Here is a 21806-nt window from a genome sequence, read left to right as displayed (position 1 = left end):
CAAAATCAAGGCGATGTGCGAGAGATTTTTGGAGCGAAAACAACTTAGCTGAGATTTAACCTATGATGACTGTGTTTCTCAATTTTTTATATGCAGTAGAAATTTACGCTCACGTTTAAAAGGACACATCTTGCCTACTCCCGCTACCCTATGGATTACACTCACACTGGCACTAAGCTCGTATGCGCCGCTCGCCATCTGCCAGGGGCAAGCCGCATTACCAACTTACGATACCAGTTACAGCATATTTAGCCCGGTTACGGCGCGGCACGGCATGGTAGCAACTGAACAGGCACTGGCTAGCCAAGTCGGTCTGGATATCCTCAAGCGCGGTGGTAATGCAGTCGACGCCAGCGTCGCAGTCGGCTTCGCTTTGGCGGTGGTGTTGCCGAATGCCGGGAATATAGGCGGAGGCGGCTTCATGCTAATTCATGATGCTAAGAGCGGCAAAGACATTGCCCTCGATTTTCGTGAACTGGCACCCGCCGCGGCAAGTCCGGATATGTACCTAGATGCGGCCGGCAAAGTGATACCGCGCAGCTCTACCTTTAGTCATCTGGCGGTAGGCGTACCTGGCACGGTGGCAGGCCTGGATCTGGCGTTGAGCAAGTATGGCAGCATGAAACTCAAAGACCTGATTGCACCAGCCATTAAACTGGCCGAACAAGGTTTTCAAGTCAGTCCACACCTGGCCGAAATGCTAGCCTACAGCCAGCAGCATCTGGGTAAATGGCCGGCCAGCCGGGCTATTTTCTTCAAGGGAGAGCGGCCCTTACTTGCCGGAGAAATTTTGGTACAAAAAGATCTGGCACGCTCGCTGCGACTAATCGCCGAACAAGGCCCTAAAGTTTTTTATGAAGGCGAGATAGCCAAGAAAATCGTCGCTGAAATGGCGGCACATCAAGGCCTGATTAGTAGCGCCGACATGAAAAATTACAAGGCAATAGAACGCCAACCGATATCAGGTAATTATCGCGGCTATCAAGTGCTTTCTATGCCGCCACCCAGCTCTGGCGGCGTGCACATCGTACAGATGCTCAATATGCTAGAAAACTATCCGCTGCGTCAACAGGGTGTGAATAGCGCCCAAAATTTGCATCTGATGAGCGAAGTCATGAAGCTGGCTTACGCCGATCGCTCTGAATATCTGGGCGATCCGGATTTTAGCAAAGTGCCGGTGCAGGCACTCACCTCACCCGCCTACGCCAAAGATTTGATCAAACATATCAATCCCGAATTAGCGACACCCTCCAGTCAAATTAAACCAGGCAAATTATCGCCCTACGAAAGTGATCAGACTACCCACTATTCGGTGGCAGATCAACATGGCAATGTGGTTGCCACCACCTATACTCTCAACCTTTTATTCGGCAGCGGCATCGTGGCTGCTGGCACTGGCATCACCTTAAATAATGAGATGGACGATTTCTCGATCAAGGCCGGAGTGCCCAATGCCTTCGGCCTTATCGGTGGCGCAGCCAATGCTGTCGAAGCGAATAAACGTCCCTTAAGCTCAATGTCGCCCACCATCATTCTGAAGGATGGCAAACCCTTCCTGGCAACCGGCAGCCCTGGTGGTAGTCGCATCATCACCACCACTCTACAAATGATCTTAAACGTGATCGATCATGGCATGAATGTGGCAGAAGCAACAGTCACACCGCGCATCCATCAGCAATGGGAACCCGATCAATTGCGCATAGAAAAAGGCATAAGCGTCGATACACAACGCCTGCTAGAGCAAAAGGGGCAAAAAATTGCGGTAGTCCGGCCTATGGGCCACACCCAAACCATACAAATTACGCCTGATGGCTTTGAAGGCTACTCAGACCCGCGTAACCCGGATGGCAAGACCCTTGGTTATTAAGCAATTCGCTTAGTGGCAGTAATGTTAGTGGCAGCAATAAAAAATTGAGGATCTGCGAGAAAGCCTGGTTGAATTTCCAAGCTTTTTCTATTTTCATGCCCCCGCTCGCACAATTACCTGATCCAAATCAAGTTTCCAAAATTCAACTCCCCTAAAATCACACAATATGACAGTTTGGCTACACCTGGCCGGGCGCGATACGGGAGCAGCAAGTGGCAATAGAATTATTCAACGACGGTAAACACATTTGTCTGATGTTTAACGATCTCGGAAAAGGTGCCAGTGACGAAGCGGTGCAGGCAAATCAATTCTTGATCGTCTCGGATGGCGAGGGCGCCCTGATCGACCCTAGTGGCAACCTCACCTACAATAGCCTGGTGCTAGAGCTACAAAAACATATCCCCAAAAAACAGTTGAAATATCTATTTGCCTCACACCAGGATCCCGACATTATCGGTGCGCTCGACAAGTGGTTATTCAGCACAGAATGTCAACTCTACGTCTCGGCCTTATGGTCGCGCTTTGTGCCGCATTTTTGCAATCTAAATCGCGCCGATGGCCGCATCACCGGCATTCCCGACGAAGGCATGGCCATCCATTTACGCGACACCACGGTGTATGCAGTACCTGCACATTTTTTACATGCAGAAGGAAATTTTCAGTTTTACGACAGTAAATCAAAAATTCTGTTCTCCGGTGACATGGGCGCCTCTATGGTCGACGCGCATGAAATTAAAGAACCAATCAAAACAAAAGACGAATTCTATGCCCAGCTACACAGCATGAGCGGCTTCCATAAACGCTATATGGTGTCGAATAAGGTCTGCAGGTTCTGGGTGAATATGGTGCGCCAAATGGAGGTGCAAATGCTGGTGCCGCAACACGGCCGCTACCTGGTCGGCGAGGCGATTCCCGCCTTTTTAGACTGGATAGAAAACCTGCAATGCGGAGTCGATCTATTTACTCAGGAACATTACCGTTTCCGTTTGCAGTCGCGCACGTAAGCAGCGCCTGCCTATTGCGCCCGAAACACTTGGGCAAACATAGGTAGCAATAGCTTATTGCCGTATTCGCTGAGGTGATTATCATCGTGATACAAAGGCCTGCCATCCTTACTGCCGTAACAGCGGCCATCGTGGCACAGATAAGGTAGAGGATCGAGTATTTGTACGCCGCACTGCGCATGCGCTGCATCTTGCGCGGCCCATACCCACTCATTGCGCGCATGATAGTCTTTCAGAGATATCGAAATATCGGTATCCAGCCCAAAGGCCATACGGCGCGACTGCAGACGTGGTACATCGACACCCATCTCAGGGATGGGGCGCATCAGATAGACTTGACGTCCCTGTGCCAACTCGCAGGAAGTGTTGCGTATGGCATCAGCAAATTCCTTAAAAAATTCACTCGTCATGCTGGCATAGACTTTTGAAAAAAACATAGGCGGCGCTTCTGGCTTTAGCTGCGTCGCACCAGGGTATTCTGGATAGCGATTCACAATCAACAGAGGTACGCTGCGCGGCAAGCTCTGCATGCGGGCAGTGGCCCAATTAATAAATCCACTGCATTGGTAATCTTTACCAAGATTGCTGGCGTCGGGCATCAGCTGCATACCGGGCACGAAGGCGCAACCACTATAGGTCCATTGCACCACACCCGCGCCAACATCCGGTTGAGCTTGCGCCAATGCCGTGACGATCGCCCCTGCATGACTATCACCAGCTAGTATCAGTTTCCACTTCTGGCCACCGTAAACGCAGGAGGGTGATTCAACTCCCTGGTGTGCATGACACTGGTTACGGCGCGGATTGGTATTATTGGCCTCGGCCGCCGCCAGTTCTATCTGGCTGGCAAAGCGCCCTGCTAAGCCGGTCTGCATACGCACCAGCATTGCTGGCAACAACACGCAGATACCGGCCAGAGTTAATCCCACTATCGCTGGCATTACGCGCTTACGCGACAACACTTTACGGGCAGGATTTTCCACCAACAGATACGAAAAATGTCCCAGTAGCAGCGTGAGTAAAATCCCGGCGAGCGTCGCCAGACTATCGCTGTTCAGCTCGGCATACACTAAGGCGACGCACACGGGCCAATGCCATAGATACAGTGAATACGAGCGATCTCCCAACCATTGGGCAGCACGACTACTAGTCCACAGCGAGGCATGATTTAGCCACAAAATCAGCATGGCCCCCAGCACAGGTACACAGGCACGGTAACCCGGCCACGCCGCAGCCTTATCAAACAGCGCGACTGAGGCGAGTATCAACCCAAAGGCCAGCGCCTGTAGCCAGCGCGCCATTGAACCGGTTAGGTTGGGCCGCGCACTGGCCAGCAACACCAAACCACCCGCCAACATTTCCCATGCTCGCGTGTGCAGTAGATAAAACGCCATACTCGGTCGGAAAGCTGTGACCCAGAGCGAAGCTGAAAATGACAGCAATAGCGCGCCCAGCAGCACGGCTATTTGCGTGCGCCGGCCCGGCCAGAGTCGCCAAGCGCCCCACAACAGTAGCGGCAGAATTAAATAAAACTGCCACTCCACCGAGAGTGACCAGGTGTGCAGCAACCATTTATCGTGCGATGCCAGATCAAAATATCCAGCCTCATCCCAGTACTTGAGATTCGACACAAACAGCAGGCTGGCGATGACATGTGTACCTAGCATCAGGTAATCGGGCGGCATCAACAGAAACCAGCCGAAACCGAGCAATATTGCACATAAGACCAGCAACGCTGGCAAGATGCGTCTGGCTCTGGCCAGATAAAAATCGAGGATGGAAAAGTGTCCCTGCTGCAAACCTTTAACGACGATACCCGTCATCAAAAATCCAGAGATCACAAAAAAGATATCGACTCCGACAAAACCGCCGCCGAAACCAGGCACGCCGAAATGGTAAAGAATAACAAACAGCACCGCCCAGGCGCGCAGGCCATTGATATCGTTTCTAAAGGAAGCGGCGGAGACAGTAGTGAGCATGGAAAAGAATCATCGATACACGTAAATTGACTAGGATATCAAATTATTATCGAAAATACTTTTCATACCAATAACAAAATACAAGACAGCAGGACCAGCTCCTATTCTTAGCTTAGCCCGGTGCCGATATTCGACTAGTGCGTCTTTTTCTTGCAACAAGCCAAGGGCTCTGTACTTTCAACGCAAGCCCAGCCACAGACCGATAGGCACGAACACCAGCGCAGCCAGATTGCCTAGCAAAACTATCGAGGCTACTTTATCCGGCTCTTGCTGATATTGCTCGGCCACCATGAAGCAAAATACGGCTGGCGGGAGTGCCGCAAACAGATACATCTGGCCACGTTGGGTCGCGCTCAAGGGCAACAATTGCTCCAGCAAGACGGCCATGATGATGCCGGCTAGCGGACAGACTATGGCACCGACCATGCCTATGCGCCAGCTAGAAAAATTAATCTCCAACATACGTACGCCCAGCGCAAACAACATGATAGGAATACAAGCGTCACCCAACATCTTGAGCGCGGTAAATAAGTAAGCTGGCAAACGCCATTGCAGAATGGCAAACAGCATGCCCGTCATCATCGCCAGCATCATAGGGCTAAGTAAAAATTTAAACGGCGAAGCTTTATGATCAGGGTGACCACGCTGAATAATCATGATGCCCACCGTGAAATACACCAGGTTACAGGCCATGAACAGCGCCACCGCGGCCGACAAACCGCTGGCACCAAACGCCAACGCGGCCAAAGGCAAACCCATATTCCCGCAATTGTTGTACATCATGGGCGGTATGAAGCTGCGCACATCGTAGCCAAACAGGCGTGCCACCGGCCAGGCTAATAGGCCAGAGCCGAGCGCAATCAGGCTGCCTGCCAAGATCAGCCAGACATTCTGCGCCACATCAAAATCCTTGGCGGCCAGGGCCGTGAATACCAGCAGCGGACACAGCACATCCATGCTGACCCGGTTCACCGCCAGCATATCATCCTTGAGCGCCGCGCCCTTGTAGCGGGCATAGGCATAACCGAGGCCGATGATGATAAATACCGGCAAAATAATGGCAACGATGCGTTCAAAGATATCCAAGCTTTACTCTCTGTCTATAGTCGATGGGAAGCTATACTCCCCCCATTTTTTAATAAAAATCAGGCGGTTGCGCATACACTGTTTGCGCAATTAAAAAATACCTACCCCCAGTATCCTATTTTACGGGCTTAAGGATAGCGTAATCGAGCGGTAAGGCAGTGGTGCTCTTGATCACCTCCATGACAAAACTGGAGCTGACATCCTGCAGATCGGCGACCCGTATCAGCTTCTTGTAGGCGACATCAAAGCCGGCCATATCCGGCACATGGATCTTCAGCAGATAATCGATATCGCCGCTCATGCGAAAAATCTCGACGATCTCGGGGATATCCCTAACCCCGCTGATGAAGCGCTGCATCCAGGCATCATTATGCTGCGCCGCTTTTAGCGCCACCATCACCGTCAAGCCCAGATTGAGCTTGGTCGGATCGCACAACACCACCTGCTGACGGATCACCCCATCGTCTTGCAATCGCTGTACGCGGCGCCAGCAAGGCGTCACCGACAAATGCACGGCCTGCGCCAGATCGGCCAGCGCGACCGATGCGTCTTTTTGCAGAATAGCCAATATTTCTAGATCTTTTTTATCCATAAAACCTATTTTATAGAAAAATTTTCTCAATCACATGAAAATTAGCGTGGTTTTTGGTAAAAAATTTCATCGCGACCTTGTTACGATAATGGCATATAAAAACGCCGTCGACTACTGGCCGGCGGCTATCAAAATCGATAAGGAATGACATGCACAAGCCCACTCCACATTGGCAAATGGATACCCTGCTGACCCACGCTGGCCGCAAAGGCAAAGCGCACAGCGGCCCGGTCAATCCCCCGGTGATACGCGCCTCCACCATGTTGTTTCCAGATGTCGCCGCATTAAATAAAGCCACCGGTACTCGCGGCATTTACGGCCGCCACGGCAACGAGACTACCTATGCCTTAGAGCACGCACTATGCGCTGCCGAAGGTGCTGCCGCCTGTCTGCTGACACCCTCCGGCCTGTCTGCCATTACCACTACCCTGTTAGCCTTATTGAAACCGGGCGACCATTTATTGATGGTCGATACCACCTACGATCCTACCCGTTTGTTTTGCGACGGCATGCTGAAACAAATCGGCGTCAGCACTACCTATTACGATCCATTGATAGGTGCAGACATCCGCACACTGATGCAAGCCAATACCAAAGTGGTGTTCGTAGAATCGCCAGGCTCGCTCACTTTTGAGGTGCAAGATATCCCCGCCATTGCCAAGGTGGCGCATGCGCAAGATGCGCTGGTGGTGTCTGACAGCACCTGGGCCACACCGATAGGATGGTCCAGTTTTGCGCTGGGGATCGACGTCTCGCTGCACGCCGCTACCAAATACATCGTCGGCCATTCGGATGCGCTGATGGGCATCATCCTGACCACCGCGGCCTTGGCCGAGCGCCTGCGCTGCACTTACAAACAACTAGGCTTAACCATCAGCGGCGACGATGCTGCACTGGCCTTACGCGGTTTGCGCACGCTGTCGGCGCGTCTTGCCATGCACAGAACCAGCGCGCACCAGATTGCCAACTGGCTCAAGGCGCAACCAGAAATCGCCGAGGTACTATACCCGCCGATGGAGGGCAGCGCTGGTCACGCAATATGGAAGCGCGATTTCCGTCCCGAATACGCCTGCGGCCTGATGGGCGCTGTGTTCCGTGCAGATATTAGCGAGCAACAAGTGGCTGCCTTGATAGACCGCACCGAATTATTTGGCATAGGCTTTAGCTGGGGCGGTTTCGAAAGCCTGATACTACCAACCGCGCCGCGCAATTGCCGCAGCATCAACGCCGGGCACTGGCAAGCGCCTATGATGCGCCTGCATGTAGGCCTGGAAGGCGTACAGGATCTGATCAGCGACCTGGAGTGCGGATTTGACGCATTGCGCCAAACGCCAGGTATCAACTCCAGCAGCTTCGCTGTCAGCACACATAAAACAGCAGCCTGATCTCCCCGCATACCACTTGCGGTGGTGTGTAGGGCGACTCCCGTTATAGCTAGCTGCTTGACAAGAAAACCGATACAGCGTCAAATCATTACGCGCCTACGCCAGCCAACCGCTGCGGCGCTCTAGGTTTTCTATCTCGTCTATCCCAGGAGGCATTTTGACTACTTCAATAAAAAATCTACTGGCGGTCGCTAGTCTAGCCGCACTCGCCATCAGCGCCAGCAACTGTTACGCACAAACCGCAGGACTGACCCGTACACTCGTCACGCGCGCCGATGTCGCGCAAGCCGGACGTGAAGCCGTCATCGCAAAAGTAGAGATCGCACCCGGCGTTGTAGTCGGCTGGCACACCCATCCGGGCGATGAGATCAGCTATATCCAGGAAGGCGAAACCGAGTTGATGGTGGCCGGCCAGCCTAGCCGCATCGTCAAAGCCGGTGAAGGGTTTGTGATACCGGCCGGCACCGTACATGGAGCCAAAAATGTCGGCAGCGGCAGCGTCAAATTAGTCGGCGTCTACGTCATAGAAAAAGGCCAGCCGCTGGCAACCCCTGCGGCAGCACCAGCGCAATAAACCTAGCACAGCGTCACTGCGATACGCACAGCGGCATCGCAGGTCTGTCGTTCACAATTATGCCCCCCCCTAGTACACATATCCGATGTGCCTCGCCGGCTGGCTTGTCCGAACAAGCGCATCGCTGTGACCTCTCCGCGATAAAAAACGGCAGCAGACGATCACATGGCGGCGCTACTACCATCGACCGCGATGCTTACTTGTTTGCACGAATAAATCCTGAACATTTTTATCTCCTTTACCTAGGCCATCGTCAACTTCTCATGTGCCCGTAAAGGTGACAGCGCAGCGTTGCGAATACGCTACAAAGCGCCTACACCTGACATACAAGCGTAGACTAATCCCGTTGTTGAGTTTTTATATTTCGATGTTGGTCACGCATATCAACAGTTAGGAAAATAATAATGAAAAACGCTTTTTTTCCCACAGTAATCGCCACTGTTTTAACAATGATTACGCTCCCCGTCTTGGCCGAACTTGTCATCGTAGTCAATCCTCAAAATCCAGCCACGCGCATGACGTCGGCGCAAGCCTCACAATTTTTTCTTGGTGGCTCGGTGATGTTTACTCCGCTAGAGCAAGTAGACGGTTCGGCTATCCGCAGTGAATTCTATAAAAAAGTCTTAGAAAAAGAACCGTCACAGGTGCAGGCAATCTGGGCCAAAATTGTCTTCACCGGCAAAGGCAAACCGCCCAGAGAGTATAAGTCGAGTGCAGAAGTCAAAAAAGCGATAAGCGAGAATGTGAACGCCATCGGGTATATAGAAAAATCGGCAGTAGATGACAGCGTTAAAGTCATCGCGACTATACCTTGAAGCCTGCCATATTGATTACTCTTTTAGGAGACTATGCGATGAAACACACATTATTAGCCTTGAGCTTGGCCAGCCTTATTCCTGTGACGGCATCCGCAATTGATTTGTCGGAAGACGGTAGCTGGAAATTGACAGGATTCTACAATCTGACAGGCGCGAAGGTATTAAGTGGCTCGGCATTAGGCAGTAGCGACCCTTGGACCTATCAGCAATGGAAATGTCCGTGCACAATACAGGGCTGGGAATATGCCAGCGTCTATCAAAAGAGCAAGGGATTTCAAGTCGATCAAGAGTCATTATTCGGTGTTCAGATCAAAAAGGATTTCACGCCTACTTTTTCGGCGACCGCACAATTAATTAGTCGCGCGAATAATCCCAATGACGGCTCACGTCCGACTGTAGACTGGGCTTATGCAAGCTGGTCGCCTTCAGCCGATTCTGCATGGACTTTTCAGGCCGGTAAAATGCGCATCCCCTTGTACTATTACAGCGATTATCTGTACATAGGTTACGCCTATCCTTGGGTGCGACCAGCACCGGACGTGTATGGCTGGCCTATCTATGCCTACAACGGTGCGAATGTCAGTTATCGCACTCAAGTGGGCAGTAGCGATTGGGCAGCCACCATCGCCGCGTGGACGGGTGGCTATACTCAAAAAGAGAATGCCTACGATACCCTGATTTATTACACCACACCGACTCACGAATCCTGGAAAAATATTCTGGGTACTTCTGTAGCGGTGAACAACGGTATTTTTGACGTACGTGCTATGTTCATGGGATATAAAGACAGTACCTGGCAAGATAATCCTGATGGCAGCCGTACCTATTTTGTTCAGGATCAATCGACCAAGATCATGGGCATCTCAGCCAATATGGATTATAAAAATTGGTTGGTCAAAACTGAGGTGGATCGCTATGAACAGGTCGATGCGGCTAAAGGGCTCAACAACATTTATAAATACGCCTTATTTGCGGTAGGCTATCAATATAAAGAATGGACTCCGATGTACACCTATTCACAGTACACCACAGTCAACGAACCGACCGAAGGACGTAACACGCAATATCTGTCTTTGCGCTGGGATTTCAGAAAAAATACTGCACTTAAATTGCAGTACGATGTCAGCAAGGATAAGTCACATTACGCTTATCCATTTTTTGGCGACTCAAAATTAATCTCTATTTCGCTGCAAGGTATTTTTTAGTTACGCACCAGATCTCGCTATGCGATGCGGGTCTTTTCAGTATCGCATAGCGGTGATAATTACTCAGTTTAAATTCCCCGGGCGGATGCGCAATCTGGATGCGGCTGTTGGCGGCTTTTGCTGCCAACAGCCGCATGGGCTATGCGTATCAAAGAAAATTTTGGTGGCGCAGGGGTGAGCTTTAGGTACGCAATAGATCTTGCAAATGCGCCCAATCGAAACAAGGTCCTGGGTCGGTCTTTCTACCAGGCGCGATCTCATTGTGGCCAACGATATGCGCAATAGGAAAACGCTGCAGCAAAACCTCACAGAGTGTGGCCAAGGTTTGATACTGCTGCGGCTCGAAAGCTAAGTCATCGGTGCCTTCCAACTCGATACCGATAGAAAAGTCGTTGCAGCCACTGCGACCTTCAAAGGTCGACAATCCGGCATGCCAGGCGCGCTCCAGGGTCGACACACATTGCAGTAGTGCACCATCACGCAAGATCACAAAGTGTGAGGAAACTTTAAGTTCGCGCAGCTCGCTAAAACTGGGATGGAGCTCGCAGTTGAGTCGATTTAAAAACAAGTCTTGTATATAGCCACCGCCAAATTGCCCGGCAGGCAAACTGATATTATGTACCACGATCAGGGAAATATCGATCGCCGCCGGGCGCGGCCCGTAGTTGGGCGAAGGCAGATACGTCGCTCCCTCGCACCAGCCATCTGGATTAATCTGCCAGTCAGTCGGTTTTTTGCGGAAATCGAACTTAGCCAACATCATTGATTTTTAATTTTTGAATTTGGTAACGCAACTGCCGGAAACTTACGCCCAGCAATTCGGCGGCCTGAGTGCGGTTGTAATGGGTTTTTTCCAAGGCGCGACGGATTACTTCGCGCTCTATTCTTTCCAGATATTCAGGCAGGCAACACGGCAAATCTGGCGCTAAAAATATATTCTCTTCGCCAGGCGAGATTATCCCCGCGATCAAAGGCGGCGCTTGTGCCATGATGTTGAGCAGATCAAGCGACTCGCCAGCTTTAACATCTGTGCTGTCACTGGCGTAGACGGGTTTACTGCGACCATTACTACGCAAAGCCAGGTCAGTCACTTCTATACTGCCATCATTAGCGAAAGCAACGGCGCGCTCAAGAATATTCTCTAACTCACGTACATTGCCAGGAAAATCATATTCACTCAATGCTTGCAAAGCCGAGGCATGCAAGCTCACCGGATACTCGGCGCTGCCCAATCTTTGCAGTATCGCGTCGGATAATACCGCTATGTCGCCCAGGCGTTCACGCAATGGCGGCAGATGCAATTCGATGACGTTTAAACGATAGTACAAATCCTGCCGGAACTTACCCGCACTCACGCAGGCTTCCAGATTTTGATGGGTCGCGCTAATGATACGCACGTCGACCGGTTCTTCGACAGTCGCCCCCACTTTGCGGACGCGACGCTCTTGTATGGCACGCAGCAACTTCACTTGCATCGCCAAAGGCAAATCGGCGACCTCATCGAGCATCAAGGTGCCGCCACTAGCTGCCTGAAAAAAACCATCTCTATCGTCGCTCGCACCTGTGAAGGCACCTTTGCGATAACCAAAAAATTCAGCTTCCATCAAGGCTTCGGGAATCGCTCCACAATTGACGGCAATAAACGCTTTTCCCAGACGTACGCTATTGGCGTGAATCTCACGCGCGGCCAATTCTTTACCACTACCGGATTCACCAGTAATGATTACCGGGGCCATACTGCGCGCCAAACGCGCGATCTGAGAACGCACATCCTGCATGGCTGCCGACTGCCCGATCAGGCACGATGGACTCTGTGCGCCTGGAGCTTGTGTTTCTTTTGAGATTTCTACCGGCACCTGATTCATCTGCAACGCCGAGCGGACTAATTTACGCAATTGGTCCAAGGCGACAGGCTTGGAGACATAATCGAAAGCACCAGCTTTAAGTGCCACCACCGCATTGTCGGCGCTGCCAAAAGCGGTAATCACCGCAATCGGCGTATTCTTGTACAGACTACCGACTTCTTGCACTAATTCCATACCCGAGCCATCCGGTAAGCGCATATCCGTTAACACCAGGGCGTAGCTGGTCTTAGCCAGATAGCTGCGAGCGACAGACAAGGACTCCGCACTATCGACGTCCAGACCCATTTTAATGAGCGTAATTTCTAATAATTCGCGTAAATGCGCTTCATCATCGACGACTAAAACGCGCATAGTGCTTGAAGTTTCAGTATTGCTCATAGGCGTTTATAGACGATCAGGTAGGGAAAAATTAATCACGAAACGCCCGGTAGACGCGCTGGTATTTCTTTGCATCTCATCATTACGATATTCATAATCGAGTAAGGCATGGTTATTCAAACATAATTCGCGCGCCATATACAAACCTAGCCCTGTGCCCTTGCTAGAAGTCGTATAAAACGGTTCGAATAAATGTGATCTGACCACAGAAGAAATCCCCGGTCCGTCATCGAGTATATGCAATTCAAGTCGATTACCTGCACCTAGTTTTGGATATAGACGAATACTGCCGGAATCCCCACTGGCATAGCGCACTGCATTCGAGAGTAAATTCACCACGACCTCGCGCAAATGCAGGGGATCAAACACCACAGAAAAATTGACGCCCTCCTCTACCCTGACCAGGCTATCGGCTAAAGACCGGGTCTCGATAAAGTCATGCACGATAGATCTTATTTCTGGCATCAGCAAAAATGGCCGTATATCCGTCTGCGCCTTGCGTGACAACTTGAGAATATCTTCTATCAATTGATTAAGTCTGGCCACATTGTCATCGACAATTTTCAAGAGGCGCTTGGTTTGCACTTCGTTGTTGATGTCTTCATTTAACAGTGATGCCGCATAAGAAATCGACGACAAGGGATTTCTGACCTCATGGGCAATACTCGCCGTCAAGCGCCCCATAGAGGCCAACTTCAATTGCTGTGCCTGATTTTCTATATCGGATACATTCTGCATAAAAATGATCGTGTAGGCAGCCTTACCGTGCTTCACTTCCGTCAGATCGGCATGGTCGACCATCACAAAGCGTAGCTTTAGATGTGTCACAAAGTCGGGCCGCTCGGCTCTGCGCTGCGTATCGCGCGACATCGTTTCATTGAGTCGTTTATCCGATTGGCGTATCGAGACAAAGGATGCGTCCTCATTCATCAGCCACATTGTCGTATTTGAGCTGATAGTGCGCTGACGCCGCGCAGTCAAAGCTTCAGCAATCGGCAGCAAAGCGGGAATATTGCTTAATTTCGCATCTGCAATTTTCATACTGGTGGCCAGATCGCCTCCTAGCATATGCTCTGCAGCGGGGTTAATTTCCAGCAAACGCTCGTATTGATCAAGCACCAAAATACCATCGCGCATGTCGGCGATCACAACCCGATTAATCGCCTGCTGCACCGCTAACTCATTACCGCGCCGCATCGCCAGATCTTCTTGCCGTATCAAATTTCCGGCCAGCCGATTGAGTACATAGACGACAGCAAAGTAAGCAACGCCATATAGACCGGCCTGAGAAATCGGCATGCCATCATCTAATTGCAATACGTGATAAACACCGTCCATCAACAAAAATAAAGTGACAGCGGCAGCAAAAAACAAGGCCCAAATTAAAGGTGCCAGAATACCGACCCCTGCCAGCGGAAACAGAAACAGAATGGCAAAGCCCCCCTTGCTTCCGCCGGAGGCCAGATACATCACTGAAATAATCAGGACGTCGACAATAATTTGAGAAGTTAACTGGAGTAAAAAATGCTTACGATAATTGGCTTTGATGAGCACAAAGCCGATAGCAATCACCAGATACGCAATCGCCGATAAGCGAAACCAAAAATGTTCTACGTACCAGAATTCCTTACCGGTCTTTAAGCTGAGGAAGCTCAGCAAAGTGGTAGCAACGACGACTCTGGAAATATTTAAAGTTTGCAGCGAGCGCCAGAACGTACTGCTATTCGAGAGGGAGGTCGGTGAAATAGTAGGCATTTACGACTGATCTGCATGCGCAGCGCAACAATAGCTTTTGTGCTCTTTAATTACTGCTTCCGAGGCCGGAATATATAACTGGCAGAGCTCGCAACACACCATGGTCTCAGCATTTTCAGTGGCGGTCGTTGCAAACTCTGCTTCTTGTGGCGGCGCTTGAAATGGCTGAGATGGCTCAGCCGGTCTCGTCAGGTTTTGCGCTTTCTTGCGCAGAGCAAACACCACCAACACTCCCAACAACAACCACATCAAAAATCTCATGCCAGACTCCGGTGCAATAAAACCTCTAAAACAAAACGACTACCAACGTAAGCCAACAACAATGTCAGAAAACCGCCCAAGGTGAAACTCAACACGGTTTTACCGCGCCATCCACGCCATTGCCGCCCAGCTAACAAGACACCGAACAAGGCCCACGACAAGAGCGAGAGCAAGGTTTTATGATCCCACTTAAATGCAACGCCTAAGACCTGTTCTGAAAAAACAACGCCGGAAAACACCGTCAGCGTCAATAAAATAAATCCGATAAAAACCAAACGAAACAGAATTTTTTCCATGGTCATCAAAGCCGGCAGGCGCTCGATCGCCGTATTTAACCAATGCTGACCTTGATTGCCACGTAATTTATGCAGATGCGCATCTTGAAAGATCATTACCAATGCATGAAAAGCAGCGATCGTGAGTGTGCTATAGGCCAGCAAGGCCACCGCGATATGCCAGGGAAACATGGACGTTTTACCGGCCAAAGTAATCAGATTCCCAGGAAAAAACAAAGGTAACAAAGCCATCACTGCAGCAACCGGCAATAGCAAAACCTTCAAGCCGTCCAGAGAGAAATTTTGATTTTCCAGCCAATACACCAGTACAGAAACCCACATGGCTGCCGACAACATGACTGCAAAGCCGACTCTTAAGCCATCATCAAAAAAAACTGTGAACCACAAAGCCAAGCCATGCAATAACCAGGCGAGTGCACTCAAGCCCGAATTTAAAACATGGCGCTGCCCTGAAATCAGGGTGCAGGCGACATACATTGCTGCCGCCAGAAAGGATAAATAAATTAGCATCAGCTAAGTTTACACCATGTCAGGTAAAATTTTATTGCTTAGCACAATAGAAAGTAGCACCTATAGCCCGGTTAGATCAAAACCGCTTCATGATTAATTGCTATTGTTGCAATTTCAATATTTTGCATATTTACGCTCTTGCGCCAGGTCTGTTGAAATTTGAGATGCGCTTTGGCCTCCCGCTGTGCGCACGGCCCCCTCATTTTATCTCTAGCTCCAGTTTTTATCTCGGTTTCTAGCGGTCCACAGGCAGCTCTCATTTATAATCAATGCTTTAGCACACTAACAAGCAAAAAATCATGGAATTAGCCAAGTCTTTTGAGCCAGCCGATATTGAAGCGTACTGGCGTAATGAATGGGAACAACGCGGTTACTTTACCGCCAGCATGGACGAGGCCAAGCCTTCTTTCAGCATACAGTTGCCGCCACCCAACGTTACCGGCACCCTGCACATGGGGCATGCTTTTAACCAAACCATCATGGATGGTCTGACGCGTTACTACCGCATGCGCGGTCACAATACGGCTTGGATACCCGGCACAGATCACGCTGGCATCGCCACCCAGATCGTGGTAGAACGCCAACTTGACGCGCAAAAAATCTCGCGCCATGACCTTGGTCGCGAAAAATTTCTGGAAAAAGTCTGGGAGTGGAAAGAAAAATCCGGCTCTACCATTACTGGCCAAATGCGCCGTATGGGTGCCTCCACCGACTGGAAGCGCGAATACTTCACCATGGATGCGCCGCGCTCAAAAAGTGTGACAGAAGTGTTTGTACGCCTGGTTGAACAGGGTTTAATTTATCGCGGCAAGCGTCTGGTTAACTGGGATCCGGTACTTGGTACCGCGGTCTCCGATCTGGAAGTGGTGTCAGTCGAAGAAGACGGCTCCATGTGGCATATCCATTATCCGTTTGCCGATGGTAGCGGTCATTTGACGGTAGCAACCACCCGTCCGGAAACCTTGCTGGGCGACGTCGCGGTGGCGGTAGATCCGACTGATGAGCGTTATAGCCATCTGGTCGGCAAGATGCTGAAACTGCCTTTGACAGATAGAGAAATCCCTATCATTGCTGACGAGTACGTGGATAAAGAATTTGGTACTGGCTGCGTCAAGATCACGCCTGCGCATGATTTCAACGATTACGCAGTTGGCCAGCGCCATAAATTAGCACTGATCAGTATCCTGACACTTGATGCCAAGATCAATGAAAACGCGCCGGCAGCTTACCAAGGCATGGACAGATTCGTCGCCCGTAAACAAATGGTGGCCGATCTGGATGCGCAAGGCCTGCTCGAATCCGTCAAACCGCACAAATTGATGGTGCCACGCGGCGACCGTACCAATGTGATTATTGAACCTATGCTAACCGACCAGTGGTTTATGGCGATGAGCAAACCGGCACCGGAAGGCACACACTTCCCCGGCAAATCAATCGCTGAAGTGGCGCTGGAAAAAGTGGCGAACGGCGAAATCAAATTCGTACCGGAAAACTGGAGCACCACTTACAACCAGTGGCTCAACAATATCCAAGACTGGTGCATCTCGCGTCAACTGTGGTGGGGCCATCAGATTCCGGCATGGTATGGCGATAATGGCGAAATTTTCGTCGGTCGCAATGAAGACGAAGCGAAAGCCAAAGCGGTCGCGGCAGGCTACAGCGGCGCCTTAAAGCGCGACGAAGACGTGCTCGATACCTGGTTCTCCTCGGCCCTGGTACCGTTCTCGACCATGGGCTGGCCGGAAGAAACCGCCGACATGAAATTATTCATGCCATCTTCGGTCTTGGTCACTGGCTTTGACATTATCTTCTTCTGGGTAGCGCGCATGGTCATGATGACCGCGCATTTCACCGGCCAGGTGCCGTTCCACACCGTGTATGTGCATGGTCTGGTACGCGACTCCAGCGGTCAGAAGATGTCTAAATCCAAGGGCAATACGCTCGACCCTATCGATCTGATCGATGGCATTAGCGTTGACGAACTGGCGGCAAAACGGACGCTTGGCCTGATGAACCCTAAACAGGCAGCCAGCATAGAAAAAGCCACCCGCAAAGAGTTCGCAGATGGTATCCCCGCCTATGGCACCGATGCCTTGCGCTTCACCATGGCGAGCTACGCCTCGCTGGGTCGTAACATCAACTTCGATCTGGGCCGCTGTGAAGGCTATCGTAATTTCTGCAACAAATTGTGGAACGCGACCCGCTTCGTCCTGATGAATACCGAAGGCAAGGATTGCGGTTTTAATCCAACTGCCGCGGACGCCGATCTGGATTACTCACAAGCCGATAAGTGGATCATCTCTACCCTGCAACGCAGCGAGATGGAGCTGGAAAAAGGCTTTAGCGACTACCGCTTCGACAATATTGCCTCCGCCATTTACAAGTTTGTCTGGGATGAATATTGCGACTGGTATCTGGAAGTGGCCAAGGTACAAATGCAGCATGGCACAGAAGCGCAGCAACGCGCAACCCGCCGCACGCTGTTGCGCGTACTCGAAGTGACTTTGCGCATGGCGCATCCGGTGATCCCGTTTGTCACCGAAGCCTTGTGGCAAACCGTCGCTCCTTTAGCGGGCAAGACGCTCAATCCGGCTGGCGACTCTATCATGATGCAGGCCTATCCGATTGCCAATTCTGACAATCTCGATACTGCTGCCGAAGAATGGATGAGTGGCCTGAAATCCATGACCGATGCATGTCGCAATCTGCGCGGTGAAATGCAACTCTCGCCGGCGGTACGCGTGCCGCTGTTATTGCAAGCAGCCAATTTTGAGGACAAAGCCCGTCTGCAATCCTTCGCCCCTTATCTGCAAGCACTGGCCAAGCTGTCCGAAGTGCAACTGGTCGATGCCTTGCCGGACTCACCGGCGCCGGTATCCATCGTTGGCGAAAGCAAGCTGATGCTGCAGGTAGAGGTCGACGTCGCGGCCGAACGCGAGCGGATGTCAAAAGAAATCGCCAGACTGGACGCAGAAATTGCCAAGGCGCAAGCCAAACTGGGTAATGAAAGCTTTGTCGCTCGTGCTCCTGCGCAAGTGGTTGCGCAAGAGCAAGAACGGATGGCGAATTTCTCGGCGACTTTAGAGAAACTGCGCGAGCAATTTGCCAAGTTGCCGACTGACTAAGAAGTTAAGTGTTGTTTATTCTATCAATTAAAGTAACTACTCTAAAAATTGTGTACGTGGCGAAAACAGCCGCCACGTACAATCATTTAACAATTTAAAAACTTTAATAATGGGGACACCATGAAAAAATTAGGAAGCTTGAGCGCATTGCTGGCCGTACTATTGTCACTGTCTATCAGCCCTCTGGTAGCGGCACAAGAAAGCCCTACCGGTCTGTGGAAAAGCATCGATGACAAAACCGGCAAACCAAAATCCCTGATACGCATCACCGAAACCGGTGGCGAACTGACGGGCAAGATAGAAAAACTGTTCCGCGATCCAGACACCGATCAAAATCCTAAGTGCGATAAATGCGAAGGCACAAATAAAGCCCAACCAATTATCGGCATGACGATTTTGACAGGTCTGAAAAAAGACGGCGATGAATACAATGGCGGCAAAATTCTGGATCCAGAAAACGGCAAACTCTACAGCAGCAAATTGAGCGTGACCGACAACAACAAGAAACTCAATGTACGCGGCTATATCGGCATGGCCTTCATCGGTCGTAGCCAAGTCTGGATACGCGAGCAATAAGCACGCAATGAGTAAGCACTGAGTAAGCGCTAGCAGCACACACAAACGGGAAGCTAGCTTCCCGTTTTCTTTTGATACCCAGGCCAGCGCGCATATTCCATGCGGCTCCCCAAGGTATCTGGCCTGCAGGCCGCGCCGGATATGCGCCCTGGGCTGCCCTCTTTTTTTCGTTCTGCTACTCGCAAGCGTCTGAACTTGATCTAGATCAGTATCAAAAACGCCTCAGCCCTTAGGATAGGAATCAGAAAAACATTTTCTCAATTTCCAACAGGAGCCAGCATGCAAGTAGAACATCATCCACTGTCAGTAGAATTTCCAGAATTCAAAAATGCGATTCATGAATTAAAGTTGGGCAATGCGCATTTTTCCAAGCTGTTTGATGAGTATGACGACACAGACAAGGCGATCAACCGCGCAGAAAACGGCGTAGAACATCTGGCGGACGTAGCGCTAGAAAGCCTGAAAAAAGTGCGTATTACGTTGAAAGATCAGTTGTTTCAAATACTGCAATCGACTGCGAATGCCTGAAGTCAGCAACAAGTTTTCCGCTACATTGAAGACAAACGGACAGCAAGCTGTCCGTTTTTTTATGTGCGTCTTATTTACGCTACTTATCGACTACGCTTAACCCTAAACACGCTGGTGTCGGCATAAAACGCTGCATCCTGCCCCGGCCACCAGCCTGGTATGCCTAGCACTGGCAAGGGGGTGTAATCGGCGGTAGTGAGGTCGTGAGTCAATAGTTGCTCAGCGATCTGGTTGTCCAGCCATGCCCTCTTCGCGTCCCATTCCAGATTGAAAAAACTAGCGTCGGCCCACACTACCCAGGTATGGGCGGTGATCGCTTTGTAGGGTTTCACCAGTTTTTCCATCAGGGCGTGACCGAAGCTCCAGACCTCGGCCTGACTACCAAACAGTGCGGCTTGCTCGACGAAGGCAGCCTGCCATTGGTGCTGGCGGAGATTTTCTAACAGGCTGCATCCCTCTTCACTTTTGTCGAGCACCAGAATCGCGGCGTTTTCGTCAAAAATGGTAGCCGCGTCGCGCGCCGGACCGCGTGATTTACCTATACCTAGCGTGGCGATTTGGGCCGACTGCAAGGCATTGAGTTGACGTTTTATCTTAGGAAAAGTCAGCCACACCAGCGCATTAAAAAAATCATGCAGGTTCTCACGCGTAGGCACTTTGCCGCTGGCGCTGATATGCGCTTCATAGGCGCTGCCTTCGGGCAGCTCGTCCTGAGGAATAAATTGCAGCGCCAAGCCATTATGGTTATGCAGCTGCATCAGGCTGGCGCGTTGATTCAGATGGGCGCGCCAGTCATCGGCCACGATTAGGCCAGCAGCCTGCGGCCGCACCGAGTCGTACCAGGCTTGCGGCCAATCTATGAAGTCGTAAACAAGCGCTGTCATCGCTACTTTATTCTGCAAGCATTTTCCAGTGTATCGTTTCGCCGCTATTTAAAGGGACGATGCTGCTGTCGACAAACGGTAGCTCGGCAGGCAGGGTCCAGTTCTCGCGCTTGAGCGTGATGTGGCCGCTATTGCGCGGCAGATTGTAGAAGGCCGGGCCGTTAAAGCTGGCAAAGGCTTCCAGCTTATCCAAGGCACCGGCTTGATCGAAGGCTTGCGTGTACAACTCCATCGCATGCAAAGCGGTGTAGCAACCAGCGCAACCACAGGCGTTTTCTTTGACGCCTTTGGCATGCGGAGCAGAATCAGTGCCGAGGAAGAAGCGCGGATTGCCCGAGGTGGCCGCTTGCAACAGGGCCAATCGGTGCGATTCACGCTTCAAGACCGGCAGGCAGTAGTAATGCGGACGTATCCCGCCTTTAAAAATCTCGTTGCGGTTGTACAGCAAATGATGGGCGGTAATGGTGGCGGCGATAGGGCCGCTGGCCTCGCGCACATAGGCGGCCGCATCGCTGGTGGTAATGTGTTCAAACACCACTTTAAGTTCTGGCATGTCCTGGCGCAGCGGTTGCAGTACGCGCTCGATGAACACGGCTTCGCGGTCGAACAGATCGATCTCGGGATCGGTCACTTCGCCATGCACCAGAAACGGCAAGCCGACTTCCTGCATCACTTCCAGGGTTTTGTAACACAGACGCAGATCGGTCACGCCAGCGTCTGAGTTGGTGGTGGCACCGGCCGGATACAATTTCACCGCATGCACAAAACCACTGTCTTTCGCGCGGCGGATTTCGTCCGGCTGCGTGCTATTGGTCAGGTACAAAGTCATCAGGGGTTCAAAACGCATGCCCGCTGGCAGAGCCGCCAAAATACGTTCGCGATAAGCGCCAGCTTGCGCGGTCGTGGTCACTGGCGGTTTCAGATTCGGCATCACGATGGCGCGCGCGAACTGAGCCGCGGTGTGCGGCAAGACACTGGCCAGTGCAGCACCATCGCGCAAATGCAGATGCCAGTCGTCTGGGCGGGTGATTTGGATTTCTTGAACGGAGGATGGGGCAGTCGTGGTCATGGCAGCTCGCTATTACAGAATGCCAGCATTTTACCTTTTCTGACTCGCT

19 protein-coding genes are annotated in these 21806 nt (G+C 51.2%); 9 read left to right on the top strand and 10 right to left on the bottom strand.

All coding sequences use genetic code 11. The features are described from left to right. Nucleotides 1-166 precede the first annotated feature (166 nt). Nucleotides 167-1867, top strand: coding sequence for a gamma-glutamyltransferase (ggt, locus tag ACO0K8_RS16140; RefSeq protein ID WP_422947764.1), 1701 nt, complete (start codon nt 167-169; stop codon nt 1865-1867). Between the two features lie 212 nt (nt 1868-2079). Next, on the top strand, nt 2080-2871 hold the full coding sequence (locus tag ACO0K8_RS16135) for an MBL fold metallo-hydrolase (RefSeq protein ID WP_422947681.1): 792 nt from the start codon (nt 2080-2082) through the stop codon (nt 2869-2871). An 11-nt stretch (nt 2872-2882) separates the two neighbouring features. On the opposite strand, the gene ACO0K8_RS16130 is transcribed toward ACO0K8_RS16135, so the two are convergent. The 3 genes from ACO0K8_RS16130 to ACO0K8_RS16120 form a co-directional block, all read right to left on the bottom strand. After that, nucleotides 2883-4850, bottom strand: a complete 1968-nt coding sequence (locus ACO0K8_RS16130; protein ID WP_422947680.1) for an acyltransferase family protein — start codon at nt 4848-4850, stop codon at nt 2883-2885. 177 nt (nt 4851-5027) lie between these two features. Further along, on the bottom strand, nt 5028-5936 hold the full coding sequence (locus ACO0K8_RS16125; protein WP_422947679.1) for an AEC family transporter: 909 nt from the start codon (nt 5934-5936) through the stop codon (nt 5028-5030). A gap of 115 nt (nt 5937-6051) precedes the next feature. Then, entirely contained in the window at nt 6052-6528 is a 477-nt protein-coding gene (locus ACO0K8_RS16120) for an Lrp/AsnC family transcriptional regulator (protein WP_422947678.1), read from the bottom strand. 149 nt (nt 6529-6677) lie between these two features. Here ACO0K8_RS16120 and metC point away from each other — a divergent pair, with 149 nt between their 5' ends. The 4 genes from metC to ACO0K8_RS16100 all read left to right on the top strand — a co-directional run bounded on the left by metC (nt 6678) and on the right by ACO0K8_RS16100 (nt 10510). Continuing rightward, entirely contained in the window at nt 6678-7913 is a 1236-nt protein-coding gene (gene metC, locus ACO0K8_RS16115) for a cystathionine beta-lyase (RefSeq protein ID WP_422947677.1), read from the top strand. Nucleotides 7914-8070: 157 nt separating this feature from the next. Further along, entirely contained in the window at nt 8071-8487 is a 417-nt protein-coding gene (locus ACO0K8_RS16110) for a cupin domain-containing protein (RefSeq protein ID WP_422947676.1), read from the top strand. 404 nt (nt 8488-8891) lie between these two features. Next, on the top strand, nt 8892-9302 hold the full coding sequence (locus tag ACO0K8_RS16105) for a hypothetical protein (protein ID WP_422947675.1): 411 nt from the start codon (nt 8892-8894) through the stop codon (nt 9300-9302). 38 nt (nt 9303-9340) lie between these two features. Next, nucleotides 9341-10510, top strand: coding sequence for a hypothetical protein (locus ACO0K8_RS16100; RefSeq protein WP_422947674.1), 1170 nt, complete (start codon nt 9341-9343; stop codon nt 10508-10510). A 181-nt stretch (nt 10511-10691) separates the two neighbouring features. On the opposite strand, the gene ampD is transcribed toward ACO0K8_RS16100, so the two are convergent. The 5 genes from ampD to ACO0K8_RS16075 are packed head-to-tail and all read right to left on the bottom strand — an operon-like array spanning nt 10692 to nt 15575. Continuing rightward, entirely contained in the window at nt 10692-11270 is a 579-nt protein-coding gene (gene ampD, locus ACO0K8_RS16095) for a 1,6-anhydro-N-acetylmuramyl-L-alanine amidase AmpD (RefSeq protein ID WP_422947673.1), read from the bottom strand. Beyond that, nucleotides 11260-12753, bottom strand: coding sequence for a sigma-54-dependent transcriptional regulator (locus ACO0K8_RS16090; protein ID WP_422947672.1), 1494 nt, complete (start codon nt 12751-12753; stop codon nt 11260-11262). The genes ampD and ACO0K8_RS16090 overlap by 11 nt, the downstream gene beginning before the upstream one ends. 6 nt (nt 12754-12759) lie before the next feature. Further along, nucleotides 12760-14508, bottom strand: a complete 1749-nt coding sequence (locus ACO0K8_RS16085) for a two-component system sensor histidine kinase NtrB (protein WP_422947671.1) — start codon at nt 14506-14508, stop codon at nt 12760-12762. Next, on the bottom strand, nt 14509-14769 hold the full coding sequence (locus ACO0K8_RS16080) for a PP0621 family protein (RefSeq protein WP_422947670.1): 261 nt from the start codon (nt 14767-14769) through the stop codon (nt 14509-14511). Beyond that, nucleotides 14766-15575, bottom strand: coding sequence for a cytochrome C assembly family protein (locus ACO0K8_RS16075; RefSeq protein WP_422947669.1), 810 nt, complete (start codon nt 15573-15575; stop codon nt 14766-14768). Before ACO0K8_RS16075 ends, ACO0K8_RS16080 begins: the two co-directional genes overlap by 4 nt. A gap of 299 nt (nt 15576-15874) precedes the next feature. On the opposite strand from ACO0K8_RS16075, the gene ACO0K8_RS16070 reads away from it, so the two are divergent. The 3 genes from ACO0K8_RS16070 (at nt 15875) to ACO0K8_RS16060 (ending at nt 19804) form a co-directional block, all read left to right on the top strand. Next, a complete protein-coding gene (locus ACO0K8_RS16070; protein ID WP_422947668.1) occupies nt 15875-18700 on the top strand; it encodes a valine--tRNA ligase in 2826 nt (941 codons plus the stop codon). 120 nt (nt 18701-18820) lie between these two features. Then, nucleotides 18821-19276 (top strand): DUF2147 domain-containing protein, encoded by a 456-nt coding sequence (locus ACO0K8_RS16065; RefSeq protein WP_422947667.1) that lies wholly within the window; start codon nt 18821-18823, stop codon nt 19274-19276. A 279-nt stretch (nt 19277-19555) separates the two neighbouring features. Beyond that, the gene (locus tag ACO0K8_RS16060; protein ID WP_422947666.1) at nt 19556-19804 is read left to right on the top strand and encodes a YdcH family protein; all 249 of its coding nucleotides are present in this window, start codon (nt 19556-19558) and stop codon (nt 19802-19804) included. A gap of 83 nt (nt 19805-19887) precedes the next feature. Here the strand turns inward: ACO0K8_RS16060 and ACO0K8_RS16055 are convergent, their stop codons facing one another. Both ACO0K8_RS16055 and pyrC read right to left on the bottom strand, forming a co-directional pair. Further along, the gene (locus tag ACO0K8_RS16055; RefSeq protein ID WP_422947665.1) at nt 19888-20688 is read right to left on the bottom strand and encodes a DUF3025 domain-containing protein; all 801 of its coding nucleotides are present in this window, start codon (nt 20686-20688) and stop codon (nt 19888-19890) included. Nucleotides 20689-20695: 7 nt separating this feature from the next. Next, nucleotides 20696-21757 carry a dihydroorotase gene (gene pyrC / locus ACO0K8_RS16050; RefSeq protein ID WP_422947664.1) on the bottom strand — a complete coding sequence of 354 codons (1062 nt, stop codon included), beginning with the start codon at nt 21755-21757 and terminating at the stop codon, nt 20696-20698. Nucleotides 21758-21806 lie beyond the last annotated feature (49 nt).

Source organism: Undibacterium sp. Ren11W (assembly GCF_049340485.1).
GTDB lineage: Bacteria > Pseudomonadota > Gammaproteobacteria > Burkholderiales > Burkholderiaceae_D > Undibacterium.
This window is presented reverse-complemented; position numbering and strand designations above follow the sequence as displayed.

Coding starts and splice junctions, on each gene's coding strand:
- ACO0K8_RS16130 (WP_422947680.1), bottom strand. CDS start 4,850: ATGCTCACTACTGTCTCCGCCGCTTCCTTTAGAAACGATATCAATGGC.
- ACO0K8_RS16120 (WP_422947678.1), bottom strand. CDS start 6,528: ATGGATAAAAAAGATCTAGAAATATTGGCTATTCTGCAAAAAGACGCA.
- metC (WP_422947677.1), top strand. CDS start 6,678: ATGCACAAGCCCACTCCACATTGGCAAATGGATACCCTGCTGACCCAC.
- ACO0K8_RS16105 (WP_422947675.1), top strand. CDS start 8,892: ATGAAAAACGCTTTTTTTCCCACAGTAATCGCCACTGTTTTAACAATG.
- ACO0K8_RS16100 (WP_422947674.1), top strand. CDS start 9,341: ATGAAACACACATTATTAGCCTTGAGCTTGGCCAGCCTTATTCCTGTG.
- ampD (WP_422947673.1), bottom strand. CDS start 11,270: ATGTTGGCTAAGTTCGATTTCCGCAAAAAACCGACTGACTGGCAGATT.
- ACO0K8_RS16090 (WP_422947672.1), bottom strand. CDS start 12,753: ATGAGCAATACTGAAACTTCAAGCACTATGCGCGTTTTAGTCGTCGAT.
- ACO0K8_RS16085 (WP_422947671.1), bottom strand. CDS start 14,508: ATGCCTACTATTTCACCGACCTCCCTCTCGAATAGCAGTACGTTCTGG.
- ACO0K8_RS16080 (WP_422947670.1), bottom strand. CDS start 14,769: ATGAGATTTTTGATGTGGTTGTTGTTGGGAGTGTTGGTGGTGTTTGCT.
- ACO0K8_RS16075 (WP_422947669.1), bottom strand. CDS start 15,575: ATGCTAATTTATTTATCCTTTCTGGCGGCAGCAATGTATGTCGCCTGC.
- ACO0K8_RS16070 (WP_422947668.1), top strand. CDS start 15,875: ATGGAATTAGCCAAGTCTTTTGAGCCAGCCGATATTGAAGCGTACTGG.
- ACO0K8_RS16065 (WP_422947667.1), top strand. CDS start 18,821: ATGAAAAAATTAGGAAGCTTGAGCGCATTGCTGGCCGTACTATTGTCA.
- ACO0K8_RS16060 (WP_422947666.1), top strand. CDS start 19,556: ATGCAAGTAGAACATCATCCACTGTCAGTAGAATTTCCAGAATTCAAA.
- ACO0K8_RS16055 (WP_422947665.1), bottom strand. CDS start 20,688: ATGACAGCGCTTGTTTACGACTTCATAGATTGGCCGCAAGCCTGGTAC.
- pyrC (WP_422947664.1), bottom strand. CDS start 21,757: ATGACCACGACTGCCCCATCCTCCGTTCAAGAAATCCAAATCACCCGC.